Origin of the sequence: Rheinheimera baltica DSM 14885, assembly GCF_000425345.1 — a bacterium.
GTDB lineage: Bacteria > Pseudomonadota > Gammaproteobacteria > Enterobacterales > Alteromonadaceae > Alishewanella > Alishewanella baltica.
This window is the reverse complement of record NZ_KE384353.1, coordinates 34,058-53,993: the sequence shown is the minus strand read 5'-3', so window position 1 is coordinate 53,993 and position 19,936 is coordinate 34,058. Positions and strand designations below refer to the sequence as shown.

General features: G+C 45.8%; 12 protein-coding genes. 2 read left to right on the top strand and 10 right to left on the bottom strand.

Features of this window, described 5'->3' with window-relative positions; all coding sequences use genetic code 11:
* Positions 1–180 precede the first annotated feature (180 nt).
* The gene (locus H595_RS23295) at positions 181–2,136 is read left to right on the top strand and encodes a methyl-accepting chemotaxis protein (RefSeq protein WP_051220041.1); all 1,956 of its coding nucleotides are present in this window, start codon (positions 181–183) and stop codon (positions 2,134–2,136) included.
* Between the two features lie 108 nt (positions 2,137–2,244).
* On the opposite strand, the gene H595_RS0120795 is transcribed toward H595_RS23295, so the two are convergent.
* Together H595_RS0120795 and H595_RS0120790 are read right to left on the bottom strand one after the other, a co-directional pair.
* Positions 2,245–3,444, bottom strand: a complete 1,200-nt coding sequence (locus H595_RS0120795; RefSeq protein ID WP_027672846.1) for a M56 family metallopeptidase — start codon at positions 3,442–3,444, stop codon at positions 2,245–2,247.
* Positions 3,437–3,817, bottom strand: a complete 381-nt coding sequence (locus H595_RS0120790; protein WP_027672845.1) for a BlaI/MecI/CopY family transcriptional regulator — start codon at positions 3,815–3,817, stop codon at positions 3,437–3,439. Before H595_RS0120790 ends, H595_RS0120795 begins: the two co-directional genes overlap by 8 nt.
* A 174-nt stretch (positions 3,818–3,991) precedes the next feature.
* Here H595_RS0120790 and H595_RS0120785 point away from each other — a divergent pair, with 174 nt between their 5' ends.
* Positions 3,992–4,639, top strand: a complete 648-nt coding sequence (locus tag H595_RS0120785) for an energy-coupling factor ABC transporter permease (protein ID WP_027672844.1) — start codon at positions 3,992–3,994, stop codon at positions 4,637–4,639.
* 42 nt (positions 4,640–4,681) lie between these two features.
* Here the strand turns inward: H595_RS0120785 and H595_RS0120780 are convergent, their stop codons facing one another.
* The 8 genes from H595_RS0120780 to H595_RS0120740 form a co-directional block, all read right to left on the bottom strand.
* Positions 4,682–7,774, bottom strand: a complete 3,093-nt coding sequence (locus tag H595_RS0120780) for an efflux RND transporter permease subunit (RefSeq protein WP_027672843.1) — start codon at positions 7,772–7,774, stop codon at positions 4,682–4,684.
* A gap of 37 nt (positions 7,775–7,811) precedes the next feature.
* Positions 7,812–8,933 carry an efflux RND transporter periplasmic adaptor subunit gene (locus H595_RS0120775; protein ID WP_027672842.1) on the bottom strand — a complete coding sequence of 374 codons (1,122 nt, stop codon included), beginning with the start codon at positions 8,931–8,933 and terminating at the stop codon, positions 7,812–7,814.
* Between the two features lie 276 nt (positions 8,934–9,209).
* On the bottom strand, positions 9,210–10,925 hold the full coding sequence (locus H595_RS0120765) for a dipeptidyl-peptidase 3 family protein (protein WP_027672841.1): 1,716 nt from the start codon (positions 10,923–10,925) through the stop codon (positions 9,210–9,212).
* A gap of 131 nt (positions 10,926–11,056) precedes the next feature.
* Positions 11,057–11,407: a DUF4870 family protein gene (locus H595_RS0120760; protein ID WP_027672840.1), complete on the bottom strand. Its 351-nt coding sequence runs from the start codon at positions 11,405–11,407 to the stop codon at positions 11,057–11,059.
* A gap of 143 nt (positions 11,408–11,550) precedes the next feature.
* Positions 11,551–12,129 (bottom strand): TMEM165/GDT1 family protein, encoded by a 579-nt coding sequence (locus tag H595_RS0120755; RefSeq protein ID WP_027672839.1) that lies wholly within the window; start codon positions 12,127–12,129, stop codon positions 11,551–11,553.
* 221 nt (positions 12,130–12,350) lie between these two features.
* Positions 12,351–15,404, bottom strand: a complete 3,054-nt coding sequence (locus tag H595_RS0120750; RefSeq protein ID WP_027672838.1) for an efflux RND transporter permease subunit — start codon at positions 15,402–15,404, stop codon at positions 12,351–12,353.
* Positions 15,401–18,679, bottom strand: a complete 3,279-nt coding sequence (locus H595_RS0120745) for an efflux RND transporter permease subunit (RefSeq protein WP_027672837.1) — start codon at positions 18,677–18,679, stop codon at positions 15,401–15,403. The genes H595_RS0120750 and H595_RS0120745 overlap by 4 nt, the downstream gene beginning before the upstream one ends.
* A 44-nt stretch (positions 18,680–18,723) precedes the next feature.
* Positions 18,724–19,797, bottom strand: a complete 1,074-nt coding sequence (locus tag H595_RS0120740) for an efflux RND transporter periplasmic adaptor subunit (protein ID WP_027672836.1) — start codon at positions 19,795–19,797, stop codon at positions 18,724–18,726.
* Between the last annotated feature and the right edge of the window lie 139 nt (positions 19,798–19,936).

The following is a 19,936-nucleotide window of genomic DNA, read 5'->3' as shown; positions in this document are numbered from 1 at the left end:
CATTTAGGTCCTTAGCGACAATAACACTTTTCACGAATTAAAAGTCTCACGCTGTACAAGGTGAAACCAGTAAGACTTAACCTTGGTAACGGCATAGCGACGACATTGCAAAAACTTAATCAATTAAAGCAGCGGTGTATGTGTTGGTCCATTGTTATCATTTATACATAGGTATTTATTATGAAATTCCGTTTTCGGGTAATGTCGTTGGTTATAGGTGCAGTGTTAGTGCCATTAACGCTGTCGCTATTTGTTAACACTTTATCGACCATTACTGAAATAGAACACGAAAATGAACAACGGCTGATTTCGATACGAGATATTAAAAAAGCACAGCTTGAATCACAGTTGGTTAGTGTCAAAGATAATTTATATGCTATTGCCGATATTATTGAGGCGGACTTTGAAAATGTCACGTCGGATAAAATGCATAAGTTACTGAACAAACTCAATAGTGAATTACATTTTTACGACATTTTTGTTATATCACCCTCTGGTGATGTTATTTACACTGCTGCCCGCGAGGCAGATTATCAAACTAACCTGGCGAATGGGCCATTCAAAAATAGTGGCTTAGGTAAATTGTTTAGCGATTTACAATACAGTGACAAAGAGTTTGCTTCAGCAGACTTTGCGCCTTATGCACCGTCAAATAATGCTCCGGCCGCTTTTGTTGGTGTGCCAAAAATTATTGCCGGGGAACGTTGGATAATTGCAACACAGTTCTCTATCGATAGCATTAATGCCTTAATGCAACTTCGCACTGGTATGGGCAGAACCGGTGAAACGTATTTAATTGGTCCAGATAAACGCATGCGCTCAGACTCGTATCTTGACCCTATCGGCCACTCTATTTCCGCCTCTTTCACTGGCACAGTAACTAAAAATGGAGTTGATACACAGGCATCAGATGCCGTACTACAAGGTAAAACACGGGTAGAAGAGGTTATTGACTACAATAATAACTCGGTTTTGTCAGCCTACACCCCAGTGGATTTTTTTGGTGTTACCTGGGGCTTATTAGCAGAAATAGATATAGCAGAAATTAATGAGCCCATTAATCAATTACTCATAATTAGCTTGTTTGAGCTTTTTATCGCCATTGCCGTTGCCTGTATTATTGGTTGGTATGTGTCTCGCACCGTTATGCGACCTCTTGGTGGGGAACCGTCGGAAATGCAGCATATGATGCAACAGGTTGCAAAAGGTGACCTAACCTTAGATATCAATGATGCAGCACCAACCAGCTTGCGCGGAGCGCTAAATAACCTGATTCATAACTTGCGCAATATGATGCAGCAAATGGGCGTAACTTCAGAGCAACTAGCTGCAACGGCGGAAGAGCTCAGCACCGTAACAAATACTACTGAGCAAAACTTAACTCGACAAGCGTCAGAGCTCGATACCATTGTTACCGCAGTAAATCAAATGGCGGTAACCGTGAAAGAAGTCTCTGCGCGCTCGTCTGACGTTGCCAATGAGGTAAGTGATGCGCACCAAGCCAGCCAAAACAGCATGAAGGAGCTGGAGCATTCGGAACAGCTCACTGAAAAACTTAGCCTGCAAATTGAAGCAAGCCATTTAAGCATGAATGCCTTGGCCGACAATATTTCAGGTATTACCTCATTACTTGATGTTATTCGTGGCGTAGCGGAGCAAACTAATTTACTGGCACTTAATGCTGCCATTGAAGCTGCCAGAGCAGGTGAGTCTGGCCGTGGCTTTGCCGTGGTTGCCGATGAAGTAAGAAACCTTGCTCGTCGTACCCAAGAATCAACACATTTAATTGAAAAGGTGATTGCAGATGTCTCGACCCAATCTGCTAATGCAGTCAGTCAATTTAATGACTCGCTGCTCGGTGCTGACGAAACTAAACAGAGCATCAATATTGTTGCTAAAAGCATTCGGGAAATTGTTAATGCCGTAAACAATGTAAATCAGCAAATATTATCTGTGAGTGCTGCAACAGAGCAACAAGCAACGGTAGCAGCATCTATAGATGAAAGTCTGGTGAGCTTGCGTGATATTGGACAGCAGAATCTGGAAGGCTCGCATGAAACCAGTTCGTCTAGTCGCCAGGTGGCAGAAGTTGCCGAAAGCTTAAACAGCATGATTAAACAATTTAAATTGGCTTAAACACGCAAAGTTACGCACCTAATTACCGGGTTAGTTTTAAATGCAATAAAGCAGCACCAGGTTATGGCACTGCAATGTCGGTTCTGCTTTATTGCACTTGTTATTGCATCAGCTCTTTTTCGGTGCGGGCGGTGTCACACTAATACGCTCCATATCCGCTTGCACTACATCCAATTCAAAATCTAGCTGTACTAGCTGTGCTTTATGCTCGATACCTGTAGCCGTATATTGCCACTGCTGTAATGCACGTATCGCTTCCTTATCAAAAACCTGCTCCGGATAGGACTTTATCACGCTGGCATTAATCACTTTTCCTTGCGCATCCACATCAAATTTAACTTGTACATATCCTGAAATACCTTGCTCTGCCGCCTGCGTTGGATAACGCGGCTCAATGCGCGTAACCGCAGTTAGCTGTTGCGTTTTACTAACGCCGGCCAAAACCGGTTGTTGTAGCAATAATGTAGCGCCAATCACCAGCGCCACGGCGCCAAGCACTATAGCTTTACTTAAACCGTGCTGCCGTTGTAATTGCATAATACGTTGTTTCATCGTGTTAAAGTCTCCGTAATGATGAGTAAGCGGCCACCAGTATGATGGCGATTGTTGTGTACTGCTTAGTAAGGCGTAACCATAAGCAATTCTTTCTGCCTTGCTGGCATCTTGGGTCACCAACGCATCACAGGCCAATTCCTGAGCATTGCGATAATCACGATATGCCAGCCACACCAGCGGGTTAAACCAAAACAGGCTGACTAAAGCAAGCGCAAGGTAATTCAGGTGCAAGTCGCCTCGGCGCCAATGCGTTAGCTCATGCTGCAAAATAAGCTGTTGCTGGGAAGCATCAAAGCGACGAAAAAAGTCATTGGGAAGCAAAATACGGGGTGTAGTTAAACCGGTGATATAAGGCCCTGAGTTAGAATCTGCCTGGCGACAATTAACGGAAACAGTGCTAATTTTTACCGGCTTAGCGCGGTTAAACAAGGCGCTGCTGCTTATATAGCTCAGTAGCAACCAACCAATGCAAAGCATAACACCGGAAAACCAGAGCCAAAATAGCCAGTTACTGCTTTGTACCGTGTCCGCAAGTTGTTGCATGCCCACCTGATAGCGCTTAATGGCAGCGGTATCAATACTGACAGGCAATAAGGGTAACAACAGTATTGCCAGCAAAAAGACCGGTACTAGCGCCCACAGTGCATAAACCGTTCGGGCGCCAAACAGGTTAAGCAACCATCTTTGTACCGCCAGCAACAGCAACAATAATAGCGATAATGGCAGTGTCAGTTGTAGCAGGAAATCAGTCATGATTTTGCTCCTGCTCCCAGTCTGCAATAAGTTGCTTTAGCTGCTGTACATCATCAGGTTTAAGCTTGTTTTGGCTGGCGAACCCCGCCACCAAGGGGGCAACTTTGCCAGCGAAAAGACGATCGACAAAAGAACGGCTTTGTTGCAGCTGATAATCCTGCTCGGTTATTAACGGATAATACAAATAGGCGCGGCCATCTTTATTAAATCCCAGGGCACCTTTGCTTACCAAGCGGTTTAGCAACGTCTTAACGGTTTTCTCATGCCAGTCGTTATCATCGCCAAGCCCTGCGATAACGTCATTAGCGCTAAGCGGCTGTCGCTGCCACACTACCTGCATAACACTTAACTCTGCATTGCTTATTTCAATCATAAGTTTTATTCACTGATTACATCTGTAATACACATACTATTACAGATGTAATCAACATGCACAAGCTTTACTCAGTACTTTTTTCGCTATTTTCCCACTAAAACATAACAACAATGACTGAACACGCTAGTATCGTTACACTAACTGCATCTACAGGAGAAGGAATAACAAACCATGACAAGTTGGCAAATGGCCGGTTTCTTGTTGACTGTGGCACTTATGCTCTATCACTACCCTCGTGAGTTTTTTCCTAAACTTAAACAAGAAACCGATTATCAGCATCTGGTTTTAGCCTCTGCGGTCGCTTTATCATTATTTTGGAGCATACAAGCGGGGATAAAAGAGGGCTTAAACCTGCATTTTCTGCTGGTAACTACGCTAGTGCTAAGCCATGGTTGGCGCATTGCAATCTGGATTTGCCTGCTACCTACTGTGCTGTTAGTTGGCTTTGGCAAACTACCCTGGCAGGATAGCGGTTTATTTATGCTAATCAGTATCATATTGCCCGCTTTATTCAGCTATCTGCTGTTTTTAGCTAGCTACCGTTATTTAAGCCGACACTTATTCGTATATATTTTTGTCGCTGGCTTTATCGCCGCCGCACTTACCATAGTGTTACAAATTAGTTTGACTTCGCTATGGTTTGGCTTGGAGGGCCGGTACAGTTGGACTGAAATAATAGACAATTACTGGCAACTGGCACTATTAATCTGGTTTCCTGAAGCATTATTAAATGGCAGTGCCATCACCCTGATGGCGATATACCGACCTCATTGGCTGCGTACCTTTTACGACCGGGAATATTTGGCAGCGGATAAGTAAAAGCCTGGTGATTTGCCAGGCTTTCAAGGGTATCACCGCGAATTACGCAGATTCTGTATCCAGTTCACTGTCATCTTGTGTTGCAAGCTTATCTTTGCTGTGATCTTTAGCTATCAGCATGTACACCGAAGGCAGCACAAACAAAGTAAATATGGTACCGATAGCCATTCCAAGCACCAGTACAATACCAATAGAATTACGTGCTCCAGCACCGGCACCTGTGGCAAATATCAGTGGCGTATGGCCTGCAATGGTTGCCAGACTGGTCATCATTACCGGACGTAAGCGCAGTACTGACGCTTCACGTATCGCATCCAACTTGGCTTTGCCCTGCTCTTGCAACTTATTGGCAAATTCCACTACCAAAATGCCGTTTCGGGCAATCAGACCAATTAAGGTTACCAGGCCTACTTGCGAGTAAATATTTAACGTGCTGGTAAATGCGTCGGTAAAATGCGGCATCGGCGCCGGTATTTTTAAAAAGGTAAAGACCAAGGCACCAAATAACGCCATTGGTACTGAACCCAGCAAAATAACCATAGGGTCACGAAAGCTATTGTACTGTGCTGCCAGCACCAAAAAGATCATCGTGATAGCCAATAAGAACGCTGGCAAGAAGGTATTGCCCTCGCGCTTTAACTGCCGCGACTCACCCGTATAATCAATCGAGTAACTAGCAGGCAGTATTTTCTTCGCTTCAGTTTCCAGATATTGCAGCGTTTCATCTAACGGTTTAATGGTAACACCGCTAATTTTAACCGCATTAAGCTGTTGCATACGGTTGATACTGCGCGGCACTGTGCTGTGGCTTAAGCTGGCTATTTGATCGACGCGGATCATTTCTCCCGCCGGCCCCGTAATATACAACTCCAGCAGGCTATCAGGTGTTAAACGCTCACTGCGTTTTACTTGCGGTATAACCTTGTAACTTTGTCCGGCCATATTAAAACGGTTAACATAGCCGCCGCCTAGCAACGTGCCAAAATCGCTAACCACATCACGCATATTCAGGCCTAAATCAGCCACTTTTTCGCGGTCAATGTTCAGCAGATACTCGGGCTGATCAACCTTCATATCGATTAGCTGAAACGGAAAGATGCCACTTTCACGCATCACTTTTTCCAGCTGTAAGGCGTAGTCGTATATTTCCTTCGAGTTTGCGGTAGAAGAGATTACAAATTCAACCGGGAAATTCCCACCACCCGGTAAGGCAGGCGGCGTAATAGGTAAAATACGTACCCCTGCAATCGCAGACAGTTTTTGCTGCACCTCAGGCATCATTTCAAATACCGTGCGCTTGCGCTCATCCCATGGCTTGGTAACCATGCCGCCAAAACCGCCGGTTGGAAAGGTAATTTGAAAGGTAAAGTCGGTCTCTTCTACCGACATAAAGGCTTCATTTACCGCCTTTCCATAGAAGGAAGACTGATCAACCGTTGAGTTTGCCGGTGAGTCAACAATACCGAAAATAACCCCTTGATCTTCCGTTGGTGCCAGCTCTTTTGGTGACATGCTATAAAGCGGCACGCAAAGCGCACTGATGCCAATCCAGAACACGTAAACGCCAATACGGTTATTCAGACTTTTATCTAACTGCCGGCTGTAAAAATGCTTAAAGCGGTTAAAAATACCATCCAGAGGCGCTTTTAAACTGCTATGCGGTTTAAGCATTTTCGACGCCATCATTGGCGACAATGTAATAGCCACAATAGCCGAAATAGTTACCGCTCCGGCCAGTGTAATGGCAAATTCACGGAACAAGGTGCCGGTTAAGCCGCCCTGCAAACCAATAGGCACATAAACAGAAACCAGGGTCACTGTCATCGCAATAATAGGCCCGCCGAGTTCTCTCGCTGCTACCAATGCGGCTTTAAACGGTTTTAAGCCATCTTGTATATGCCGCTCAATGTTCTCTACCATTACGATGGCATCGTCCACCACCAAGCCTACGCTTAGTACAATGGATAACAAGGTAAGCAGGTTTAACGAGAAACCAAATACCTTCATAACAAATACCGCACCAATCAGTGATAAAGGTATGGCCACCAAAGGGATTAACACCGAGCGACTAAAACCTAAAAACAAAAAGATCACGATGACAATAATCAGTAGCGTTTCAGCCAGTGTTTTAAGCACGTCATCAATGGCTGCCTGAATGTATTTGGTAGCATCGTAAGACACTTCGCCGGTGAGACCGGAGGGTAACTCCGCCTGGATCAGCGCCATCTCTTCTGTAACGGCTTTAATTACATCCAGGGAGTTAGCTGTGGGTGAAACAAACACCCCCATAAATACCGCGGTCTCGCCAGAGTAGTTAACGTTGGTATTGTAATCGTCAGCCCCTAATGCAATGTCTGCCACATCTGCAAGCCGAACTACACCGTCATCATTCTGGCGCAGCACTATGCGCCTGAATTCATCAACGGTTTTCATGTCTGTGTTGGCGCGCAAATTAACCTGGGTATAGGCGCCACGCGTCTGGCCTATAGCCGCCTGCACATTGTTATCGCTTAATGCTTTGCGAACATCAGAGGCCGTTACCTTAAACGCAGCCATTTGCTCAGGCTTCAACCAAATTCGCATGGCAAAAGTACGGCCACCTAGAATATCGGCTTTTTGCACACCAGCAATCGCAATTAAACGCGGCTGTACCGAACGGCTCAAAAATTCAGTAATTTGGTTTTGTTCAAGAATATCCGAAGAAAAACTCAAATAAGCCGAGGCAAACTGGCTATCTGCAGCTTCAACCGCAATAGACGGTAACTCAGATTCTGGTGGCAGTTCGCCCCGCACCTGATTAACCTTGGCACTTATTTCCGTCATCGCTTTAAGTGGGTCGTAGTTCAGCTGTAAATGAGCTGTGACTGTAGACACACCCATAGTGCTTTGCGACTCGATGTAATCAATACCGCCTGCAGAAGCAATAGCGCGCTCTATGGGTGTGGTAATAAAGCCCCGTACCAGCTCAGCATTGGCGCCAATGTACACGGTGGTAATTTTAATCACAGCAATATCCGAACGCGGATACTGTCGCACGGTCATATCGCTCATCGACTGGAAACCTGCTAATAAAATCAACAGGCTTACTACGATGGCAAGTACCGGTTTTCTAATAAAAATATCGGTAAATTTCATAATTATCTCAATACGTTACTTTTCAAACTAACCGATATCAGGCATCAGCCGGTGTAGGTGTAGTGCTGTACTTTGGCGCTGGGCTGTCAGTTTTAATCACACTTTGACCGTTAAACAGTTTGAATGCACCGGAGGTCACCACTTCATCACCAGCTTTCACACCTTCGAGGATCTCAACAAAATCACCACGCGACTTACCCAAACGAACGAATTGCTGCCGTGCCACTAACCCTTGACCTTCTTTGGCTTTTTCCACAACAAAGACAGTGTCACCGTATGGTGCATAAATGAGCGCCGTCGCTGGCACCACTAACACCTCTGACGGCTGTGCCAGTGTTACATCTACGGCAACGGCCATACCAGGAACGAGTGCTTTGTCACTGTTATCCAACACCGACTGCACAATCGCATTTCGACTGACACTGCTTAATTCTGCAGCAATAGCACTCACTTCACCGTTAACGGTTACACTGCCTTGATTAAGACTAATACTTACCGGCAATCCAATCGTAATTTGACTAAGTGTATGTTGTGGAACAGGAAAGTTAACCCTTACTGTATGACTGGCCTGCAGCGATACCACTTCAGCGCCGGGTTGTAAATCGGCACCAACATCAACCACGCGAATGCCTAAACGGCCAGAAAATGGGGCTCGTAGTATCTTTTTCTCTAGTGTTGAACGCAAACTGTCTACATCAGCCTGAGCAGAATCTAACTGCTGTTTGCTGGTATCAATTTCACTTTGGGTCGCGATTTTGTCACGACGTAGCTCAACCAGGCGATCATAATTTTGTTGCGCCAGCGTTAGCCTGGCCAATGCCGCCCGATGCTGAGCCTGCTCGTTGCTTGACTCTTGTTCCAGAAGCACCGTACCTGCTTCAACAAAAGCACCATTCTTAAACATGATACGCTTAACCTTGCCAGACACTTCAGCAGATATCATCACGCCTTCGTCTGCCAGTACCGTACCCGTTGCTGAAAAACGATTATTCCAGCTTTGCCGCTCTACTGACGTCACACTTACAGATTCCGGTGGCGGTACGAATTGCTCACCTGATGCAATCATCATGGCAATTTGGTTACCTTTTACGCCAGCCAGAACGGCAAACACTACAAGAAGTAGTAAAATGGCAAGAAAAAAAGCTTTAATTTTATTCATAAATTCAACCAGATAGTACGTAAAAAATGCTATTAGCATCATCGCTGTTATGCAATGAGCAACAGGTAACGCTTGCCCGAACATTACAACCGAACACCAACAATATGTGATGCTGACATCAGGGTGGCTGCATCATTACAGTGCAAACCTTTAACAAGATCAGAGAAATTCTAACGACAGGTAGTTTACAGCAAAACCGTGATAAGTTTATGACTAAAAATGGAACAAATAAAGCAGGCACACCGCAACTAGCCTGCTTTATTTACGGATCGGTATTTATTTAAGCCCTAATACGGCTTTACCTTGATTAAATACCACATCAACAGGAATATCTGCCGCAGACAAACGAGTTAAATCATCTGCCAGTTGCGCTTTAATGATGCCTTTGTCAGCAACCAATGCCGCCACACCATCATAATCGCCATTGCCCTGTAAGGTTAAAATTAACGCCGACATAGATGCCATTGCATCCTGCATTTTCTGATAGTTAACCTGGTATGTGCCATCGGCATTGCGCACAAAAGCACCTTGCTCGGCAAAATAGTTAAAACGGATCATATTTGCTTTACCGTGTGCACTGGAAGCGCCAAACCGAACCGAGCGAAAAATGCCTGCCATAAAGGTGGTGTAATAATCTTCCAGTGCGCCCTCTTGCAACATTCCCTGCTGCTTTAGTTGCGTAATCATATACAAACCAAGAATATCAGCCTTGCCCTCTTCTAATGCAGAGGCATGTTCTTTTAATGCCTGCCGCACAGTGCCATTATCGTTAATGGTATTTTTAATGCCTAAACCATGTGCTACTTCGTGGAACATGGTGTTGTTAAAAAAGGCGTCGAAGGTGACATGCTTACGTTGCTCTGGCGTAATCAGTAACTCTGCTATGGGTAGCATTATGTGATCAAATTTGGCTTGCATAGCATTTTTTAACTGCAAACGCCGCGTGCCCTTTTCCAATTGCACTTGTTCGTCATTTGGCAGGTTGATAGCAATCGTTTTTGACCCCGCGTTGGAATGCCCCGCATAATAAATAACGTCGTAGGCGTTTAAATCAGCATCCGCTCCGGGGGTTTCCGCCTTATATTCTTCAGCAACCGGTAAGCCTTGCTGCAGTGCCGGTAAAGTTGCTGCATACTTGGCTAACTTCTCGCTCCAGCTTAAATCTTTTACCAACACATAAGCTTCAAAGGCAGCACGATAGCCAAACAGCTGATCTTCGTATGTCTCAATGGGGCCAATAACCAGCTCTATCGGGTTGTTTTTCATTGCCATCCAGGCAAAATCAGACGGCTGATATTCATTCGTCAGCAGTGCCTGTGCGCGTAAATTAAGGTAGCTGGCAAATTCTTTGTCTTGTGCTAATAAAGCCGCCTCAGTTAACAGCTTCGCTGCCGCTTCTAACTCTGTTTTATAGATTACAGAATACGGCACAGTGTGTAGCTTTCCGCTTGTATCACGCTGCACAACTGAATAAAGCCCAGTCTTATCGGCAAAATCGGCTGCTTCAAATTCCGCTTTGGTCATATCCGCCGGATAAAACTGCGCGCCAGGCGCTTTTCTATCAAACCCGGTTAAAAATACTTCATCGCCTTTTAATCTGTCCCAAGGGCCATAATTAATATCGGCAAACTGACGTATTTTCCCTTGCGGTAGTTGGCTAAGAAATGCCGCTTTGTCCTGACCAAATGCCTGGCGCCAGAACAAGTCGTCCATAATTTTTGCTGCATCAATCAGCTTTGCTAACATCAATTGTTGATTAGTACTCAGTGAGGACAAATCAGCGGTAAGGTCAACCGTGTGATAAATGTCTAAACGCTTTTCAAAGTCAGGCAACAAGCTGTAGCTGGCAGCAAGAGAAGCGTCAGAATGTTGCGCCGCATTTTGCGTAGCAGCATCGCTTTGTGGAGCGCCATTATTTTCTGTAGGGGAGCAAGCAAAAAGCGTTGTTGCTCCAGCTAACGTAAGAGCAAGCCAAAGGGCGTTATAGCGCATATTGTAATCCTGTTATTATTATCAAGAAACTAATGGGTTTAGGGTAGGTAAAGCGCCCGCTGGTTGCAAGAGCCCAATTGTAAACAATAAAAAAGCGAAGCCTAGGCTTCGCTTTTTTAAAATTAACTGAATTAGAACAGCCAGGTTTTTTCGTCTTGAACAGCTTCTTGCTTTTCAAGTTGTTTCATCCCTTTTACGCTGCGGATAATGAGCCATACAATCCATAGCAGGTATGTCAACCAACCAATGACAACCATCATTAACACAACGCTAACTAATATATAAACCAGACCAATCCAAAACGTGCGGATCTGAAAACGATAGTGACTCTGCAGCCATTCTGGGGCATCGCTTTTGTTAATATAAGCCATAACCACACCGACAATACCGGTGACACCAAAAATTATCCCTACCAAATACAAAATATAAACCAGCTTTGCTGTTGAGCTGTTTACTGCCGGCTGTGCATTAATGTCATTCATGACACTCTCTCCTTTATACTGCTGATATTGTTTTTTTGTTAAAACCAGCGTCAACTCCATGTTAAGCAGACACCCCGGTTCCGTTTAGCAAAATAACCGCTAAAACAATATTAATCAATGGCTTCAGCCAACAACACATTTAATTAACCTGGCGTAACCAACTGCTCGGAGCAGATAATATAAATTCCCAGCACTATAAACACACCACACGCACTGCGCCGTGCCCATTGCAAAGAGACTTTTTGCAGCAACCAACTTCCGGCATAAACCACTGGCACATTGGCCGCCAACATACCCAAGGTAGTGCCAACAATCACCAGCCATACCGATTGCTCAAAACTGGCGGCTAAAATAACCGTGGCAATTTGTGTCTTGTCACCAATTTCAGCTAAAAAGAACAATACGCAACTGGCAAAGAAGGCACCAAATCTTAGTACACCCGTGTCACCACTGTCGTCTTTATCCGGGATAAGCAGCCACAACGCCACCGCAATAAAAGAACCACCAAGCAACCATTGATGCCAGCCGCTGGGAATAAATTGACTTAACCATACCCCTAGCCAGGCAGACGCCGCATGATTTAATAAGGTAGCCACTAAAATACCGGCGATAATAGCGCCTTTAGCACGAAATCGGGCATCAAGAAACAATGACAATAACTGAGTTTTGTCACCAATTTCAGCAATGGCAACAGCAGTGAAAGAAGACAGGAAAGCGTCCATTAACAGTACCTAAGCGGGAAACAAACAAAAGACACAGTAGCGACTCCCGCATTGGGCCACTAATGTGTCTTAAGTCTCATCAATCAATGCTTTTGCATTGACGCTCTGACCATGTGCTTGAGGCACAAGTATGTTGACCAGAGCGCAGCTAAAAAAACGCTGCAGATTACTCCCTTAAGGCTGGCGTGCAGTGTAAATACAATACACGCCAGAGTAAAGTTTCAATTAAAGACTTTATCCGCCAATCGCCGTGATTCAGCTCGCCAATGCTTCCAACCTTGGATAAGGTTAATAAGCCCCCAGTATGTTAGCGGCACTAACACCAGGCTGGTAAGCGTAGAAAACAGCAAGCCACCGATTATGGCGATAGCCATAGGCGCATAACTTGGCCCATCACCACCAATTTGGGTCCCGCCCATTGCGAGCGGTAACAACCCCAATACAGTAGTAGCAACCGTCATTAATATCGGCCGCAAACGCGACTCGCTGGCACTAATAATCAGCGCTTTTAACGGGGCGTCAGGGTTTTCTTGTCGGTCCTGGTTAATACGGTCCACCAGTACAATGCCGTTGTTAACCACAATGCCCATTAGCACCAGCATTCCTATCATACCCATGATGCCCATGGTGGTACCCGTGAACAAAAATGCCCAAAACACCCCTACCAACGAAAACAGTAACGAGCCAATAACCGCAGTTGGCAATAATAACGACTCAAATAGCGCCGCCATCACAATATAAATCATCGCTACGGCCAACAACATATTAATCATCATCACTTGCTGTGACTCGTCTTGACGCTGAAAACTGCCCTGAAAAGACCAACGATAGCCCGGTGGCAAGGTCAGTTGGTCCATCACTTTTGTAATATCCTCACGCGCGGTATCCATTTTATAGTCTTTGGCTAAATTCATCCTAATGGCAATGCCCGTTTGGCGATCAAAGCGTTGGATCCTATCTAAACGTGGCGCAAACTTAAGCTCGGCCAACTGCTCAAGCCTTATGACGATATTGTCTTTGGTTAATATCGGTAGCGCAGCCAGCTCGGTTACAGAATGGCTAACGCGTTCATCATACAACACACGCATTAACAGCTCGCCTTGCTCCTCGCTCCTAAAGGTGCGTAAGTTAGTGCCTCGCAGTGCCAGTGACACCGCGTTGGCCAGTTGCTGAGCGTTTAAACCATGGCGCTGCAATTGCGGTAAATTTAACCAAATTTGCAGTTCTTGCTGGCCATGGGCAATTTCAGAGCTGACATCCTCCAGGCCGGTTACCGCAGCAAGCATTGGTTCTATTTCGTCTGCCAGTTCCAGTAACACTTCGGTAGAATTACCCAGTAAATGTACCTGCAAGCCACCGTTACTGCCCCAGCCAAAGGAGGGTTTTGACCTTACCAGTGCAGGCCAGTCCTTGCGAATGGATTCTTTTAATTGCATTAAAGGCTGTGAAATAGGATCTTTTAAAATTAATATCGAATTGGCCTCTCCTGCACGGTAATAGCTGTAAACAGAGTCGATATCAAACTTATCTTTATTGGCATACAAGTACGTTTCCATAATGTTGACTTCAGCCTCAACTTCATCTTTGGAATAGTTACCTTGTATGTTGTAGTTAAGAAAAATTCTGTCGCTGGACTCATCATCGTCATCGCCGCCGGATACCATGCCAATAGGAATAGCAATACTGGCCAATAACACCAGTGCAATCAGGGTAGACCAGAGAGGATGATACATTACCCAATGCAAGGCGCGGCGGTATCCACGCTCTACTGCCCCGGATTGCACCTCTTTCACCGGTTGCACCTTTAGCATGGTGGTTAACAAAGGAATAAGCGTTAACGCCAGCAGCAAGCTAACAGCCAGACATAGACAAATCGCTATCGCCACATGTTCAAGGAAAATGGTTAATTGCATTTTTTGCCCAACAATATTGGGTAAAAATACAATGGCGGTAGTAGCGGTTCCGGCAACAACCGCCAGGCTCACTCGCCGAACACCTCTGGCGGTTGCGGCTTTAACATCCCCCCCTAAGGCTCGTTCCCGAAAAATACTTTCCGTAACAACCACGGCGTTGTCTACCAGCATACCAATGGCCAGCATTAACCCCATCATGCTTAAAATGTTAAGGCTGTAATTCAGAAAATACATCACCCCTAGCGCGATACAGATAGATACCGGCACCGCAAGTACAACCACCATGGTGGTTCCCACGTGGCGAAGAAATAAATACAGCACGGCAAAAGACAATAAGGCGCCTACCCCACCGGCACTTAATAAATCGGCCAATGATGTTGTTACTCCATCAGCCATATCGTCCATTACATATAAGCTGATACCATTAAACGCAGGATCACTCTTGGCCGCTTCAACCACTTTCATGGCTTCTTTAGCCACCGCTACCAAATTAGCACCAGACTCCTTAAACACGTTTAAACCCACTGCATAAGTTTGATCTAAATGACGACCGTCTTCGCGTTTGGGCAATTCAAGTTCAACCGTCGCCACTTCGCGTAAACTTAAGCCGGGCCTAAGTGGCAATGATGCAATGTGTTCCAGCAGTTTATACTCGCCCACCGGCTTGACCAAAATACTTTCGAACTGGTTACGCAGCTCGCCAGCGGTCATTGCAAAGTTATTCGCCTGCAACACCTGAACAATTTGCATCGCATCAATATTAAGCGCCCGCATCTTATCCGGGTTCAGCCGTATCACCACCTGACGTTTTTCTACACCATACAACTCAACTTTTGATACCCCTTGCACCCGCTCCAGCGGCCGCTTTATCTGGCGTTCCAATAAATCATAAGCCATGGCGAGATCACGCTCGCTGGAAATGCGTAGCTGGAAGATAGGCATATCATTGGTATTAAACTGAAACACCAACACACGCTCAACATCCTTGGGTAGCAAATGACGTATGCCGTCTAAACGCTCCCGTACCTCAATGCTTTTGCTGTTGATGTTTTCTTCCCAATTAAACTCCAGTGAAATCTCGGCACTGTTTTCATTTGACCAGGATCGCATTTGTTTTACGCCAGACACAGTGGCTAACGCCTCTTCAATTGGCCGGGTAATTAAACGCTCAATTTCAGTTGGTGTGGCGTTGTTATAAGGCACATTAATAAAAATTTGCGGAATGTCGATGCCCGGAAACTTTTCCAGTGGCAACATGCGACTGGCTATAATGCCAAACACCAGCATCGACAAAAACATCATACAAATGGTTACCGGCCGCGTCAGGGCAAAACGCGTTAACCATAGCGGTTGCTGGCTCATAGCGACGTCTCCGCATTCACTGCGCCAGCACTGGTTTCGGTGCGTGCTGCAATGGTGTCACGACTAACCAACCCATAAAGTACCGGGATAAACAACAGCGTTAATAACGTGGCCAAAGTCAGACCAAAAATCACGGTAATTGCCATAGGTGCCCGTATTTCACTGCCATCACCGCCGCCAATGGCCATCGGCAATAACCCCAGCACTGTGGTGAGCGTGGTCATTAACACCGGACGTAAACGGCTGGCACCGGCCTCAATAATAGCCTGCGTTAAAGCGATACCTTCGCCACGTAATTGGTTGATTCGGTCGATAAGCACAATGGCATTGTTTACTACAATACCGGCCAACATGATTAAACCGATGAATACAATAACCGACAACCGGGTATCCGTTAGCCACAACCCCAATACGGCGCCAGCACCCGCTAAAGGCACGGTAAATAAGATAAGCAGCGGCTGCAGCAGATTTTCAAACTGCGATGCCATAACCAGATAAACTAAAAATACCGCCAGCAACAATGCCATCGTCAATGACGTATAAGCCCGGTGCATTTCTTCACTTTGGCCCATTACCGCAGCTGTTACGCCATAGGGCATGCTCTGCTGCGCTAATATCCGTTTTGCCAACGCAGTAGCCTGTTCTAAATCACCTGATGCCAGATTAGCACTAACCACAGCTACCCGTTGCTGGCCAATGCGGGTAATTTCACTGGGGCCCGTTTCACGCTGTATTTCAGCAACAGCAGACAGTGGCAACGGTTTGTCACTCCCTGGGTTGATAATAAGCTGCGCTAATTGCTGCTCAGACTGACGGTACTGTTCAGACAAACGCACACGAATATCGACTTTGCGATCATTAACAGAATATTGTCCGGCGACTTCACCACCAATATAGGCTGCGACACGTTTTGCCACATCGTGCGATGTCATGCCTAACTGCGACAATAAATCATGATTAAAATACAGCGTAATTTCAGGCTGTCCCTGACGCAGGCTGGTTTTAACATCGCTAAAGCCCGGCTCTGCTTCCAGCGCATTAACCATCGCATCGGCTGCTGTTTTCAATTGTTTTAACTCATAACCCGACAGCTCAATTTCCAGCGGGGTACTAAAGCTAAACAGTTGTGCCCGGTCAATTTTCACCAACACATCCGGCTTTGCTGCCAGGTAATCGCGCAACAGGCTGATCAATTGTTGCTCATCGGCATCGGTAGCTTCACTGGCAAGTACAATATTTAGCCTGCCCCAATGGCTGCCACCAATACTCGGGTCTACCGTCATTTGTGCGCCAGTACCTGCTTGGGCATAACTGCGTTTAACGATGCTTTGCTCTGCAGCAATACCGGCTAATGCCTTCAGCAGCTCATCGCTTTGCTCTATCGCACTGCCAACGGGCAATTGTACTTCGACATAAAATTCTCCCTGACTCATCGCGGGGATCACATCTGCACCTAAGCGGGGAAGTAAACTAAAACAACCTGCAGCAATCAATAGTGTCAACGTGATGGTTAGCGCTTTTGCTGCCAATGCGGCTTGTAAGGCTCTGCGATACACCCGCTCTAATAGCTGTAACATCCATTGCACGATGTTTAATACCGGCTTAAATATCAGACTTAACAGCCGGCTAATAAGACGAAACACCAAAGTAAATGCACTTAACAGCAGTAAAAATATCCCGCGGATGCCACGGCCTATCATAACGAACGGCCAGGTAAGCCAGTAATACCAGCGCTTAGGTGTTTTTACATCTGCCACAGGTGGGGTAAAATTATCGTGAGCCGCAACCCGTCCCTCGCGTGCCGCCATGGTGGGGATCAACGTTAACGCCACCACGAGAGACGCTAGCAAGGCAAACGTCACAGTAAGCGCTTGATCACGGAACAACTGCCCCGCAATGCCCTCAACAAATACCAAAGGAAAAAATACTGCCACAGTCGTCAATGTTGATGCCGTAATCGCCATCGCCACTTCGCTGGTGCCAATTTTTGCTGCCGTAAAAGGGTCTTTACCCTGTTCTTTGTGACGGGCAATATTTTCTAACACCACAATGGCGTTATCGACCAGCAAGCCAACCGCCAATGCAATGCCGCCCAGGCTCATCATATTTAACGTAATGCCCTGACCGTACATCAAATTGAATGTTGCAATAACAGATACTGGAATGGAAATAGAGATGATTAACGTCGCCCATATATTGCGTAGAAACAGGTATAACACTAGCATCGCCAGCAATCCGCCCACTAGCGCTGCCGACTTCACATCGTTAATGGCTTGTTCAATAAACTCTGACTGGTCATAGACTAATGTCAGTGTATAGCCCGCTGGCAGGCTTTTCTTTAAGGTATCAAGCTGACCAATAAGGTTTTTTGCGACCTGTACGGTATTGGCATCGCCTTCTTTATAAATGGCCACCTCAATCGCTTCTTTGCCATCAACATAGGTAATACTTTGTCTATCGACAAAGCTGTCGCGTACTTCGGCAACATCTTTTAAACGAATTTGGCTATCACCCACCTGGGCAATATATAAGTCTTCGATTTGTTTAAGGTCGGCAAATTGATTGATCGTACGAACCAGATAATCATAACTTGATGTTTCTAACCGGCCACCTGATTGATTAATATTTTCCTGCCGCAAGCGCTCACTAATTTGACTAATATCCAGCTGTAACTGGCTGAGTTTTTCGGCATCAACCAGAATTTGTATTTCCTGGCTTAAACCACCATCAGGTCGCACTGCAGCCACGCCAGGTAAAGACTCTAGCCGACGACGCAAATCTTCTTCAGCAAAGGTACGTAAACTAACAAGCTGAGCGGGGTTAAGCGACGCGCCTTCAGTGGCCTCACGGCTTAATGCAAAACGCACAATCGGGTCTAAATTAGGGTTGAACCGCAGCAACAGAGGTTTTTCAATTTCGAGCGGTAAAAATAACACGTCCAGTTTTTCGCGCACCTCAAGAGCCGCGATATCCATATCAGTGCCCCAGTCAAACTCCATCACCACATCAGAGCGGCCTGAGCGAGATACCGACTGCACCTTGCGAACCCCTTTAACAATGCCTATGGCCTCTTCAATTGGCTTACTGACCAATTGCTCCACTTCAGCAGGGGCGGCGCCAACAAACTCGGTGCGAATGGTTAAGCTGGGGTAAGATAAGTCAGGTAACAGGTTTACCGCTAAACGCCCCGCAGCTACCAAGCCAAATAATAAAATTCCTAATGTAAACATCCATATTGTGACCGGACGGGTCACAGCAGTATCAACCAGTTTCATAGCAGCAAGTCCTGTGCATATAATTATTGTTATAAAAGCCTGACTTAGAATTCGCGAACGGCAACCACATTCACCAACGCATCATCTTTAAGTGCTGACTGCCCGGCTATAACCACTTTATCGCCCAAGCTCAGGCCAGATAAAATCTCAACGGTGTTATCTGATTGATATCCAAGCTGCACCGGTTTACGGCTGACTTTATTCTCATCATTTACGACAAACACGGTTTGAGTGTTATCTGTAGTCATTAATGCCCGCTTAGGTAGCAACAACGCGTCAGCTTTTACATCAAATTGCAACTCCACTTGTGCAAACATGCCAGGTTTAAGTTGTTGCTGTTTATTCGCTACTTTTAACACGGCACGCACTGTGCCCGACTGGCCATCTACCACAGGTGAAATACGCACTAATTCAGCGTTAAAGGCCGTCATACCGGCAAACTGCATTAGCGCTTTTTGTCCAATATGGGCTTGTGCCAGCTGCTGCTCGGGTAAATACACCACGGCCTCAAGCTGTTGATTAGAGACCACGTAAAACAATGATTGTGTCGCGTGTTGATTAACCAGCTGGCCAACCTTGGCATATCGGCGTGCCACCACGCCACTGATAGGGGCACGAATTTCGGTTTCTCTTAATGCCAATTCAGCCAAATCTACGCTAGCTTTTAACGCATCGTGTTGCCACTGTAATTTTTCAAACACATCGGCACTGATCAACTGACGTTGATACATTTCTTCCATGCGCTTTAATTCACTTCCCAACCGGCTTAGCTCAGCTTTTTCTTTATTCAGATTAAACTGCTGACGCTCATTATCCAGTTGTGCTAACAATTGCCCCGCTTCTACGGCGTCACCTTCTTCAACAAATATGCGCTGCACGATACCAGTGGTTTTACTGATCACTTCAGCCTCAGCGCGCGCTTCTAGTGTACTGGTAGTACGGTAGCTGCTGCTGATCTCACCGTTACGCGATAGCACCGCTTCCACCGGAATGGCTGCAATAGCCTCTGCCGTCGTTGTAGCCGTCGTACTATTGGCTTGATTACACCCCGTTAACAGCATACTACTGGCAACGAGCATGGCGACGATGGTCATTTTGAAAGGGGATGACGTTTTCATGATTCTTCCTTTGGAAAACAGTATTTAAGCAAGTTAACACAGACAATGCAGCTGCTATGCCATCGTTACAAAAATATTTAAAGCTAACAATTTCAATGGCATAGTAAAAATATAATAAGTGTCATTATTCAATGGTCAC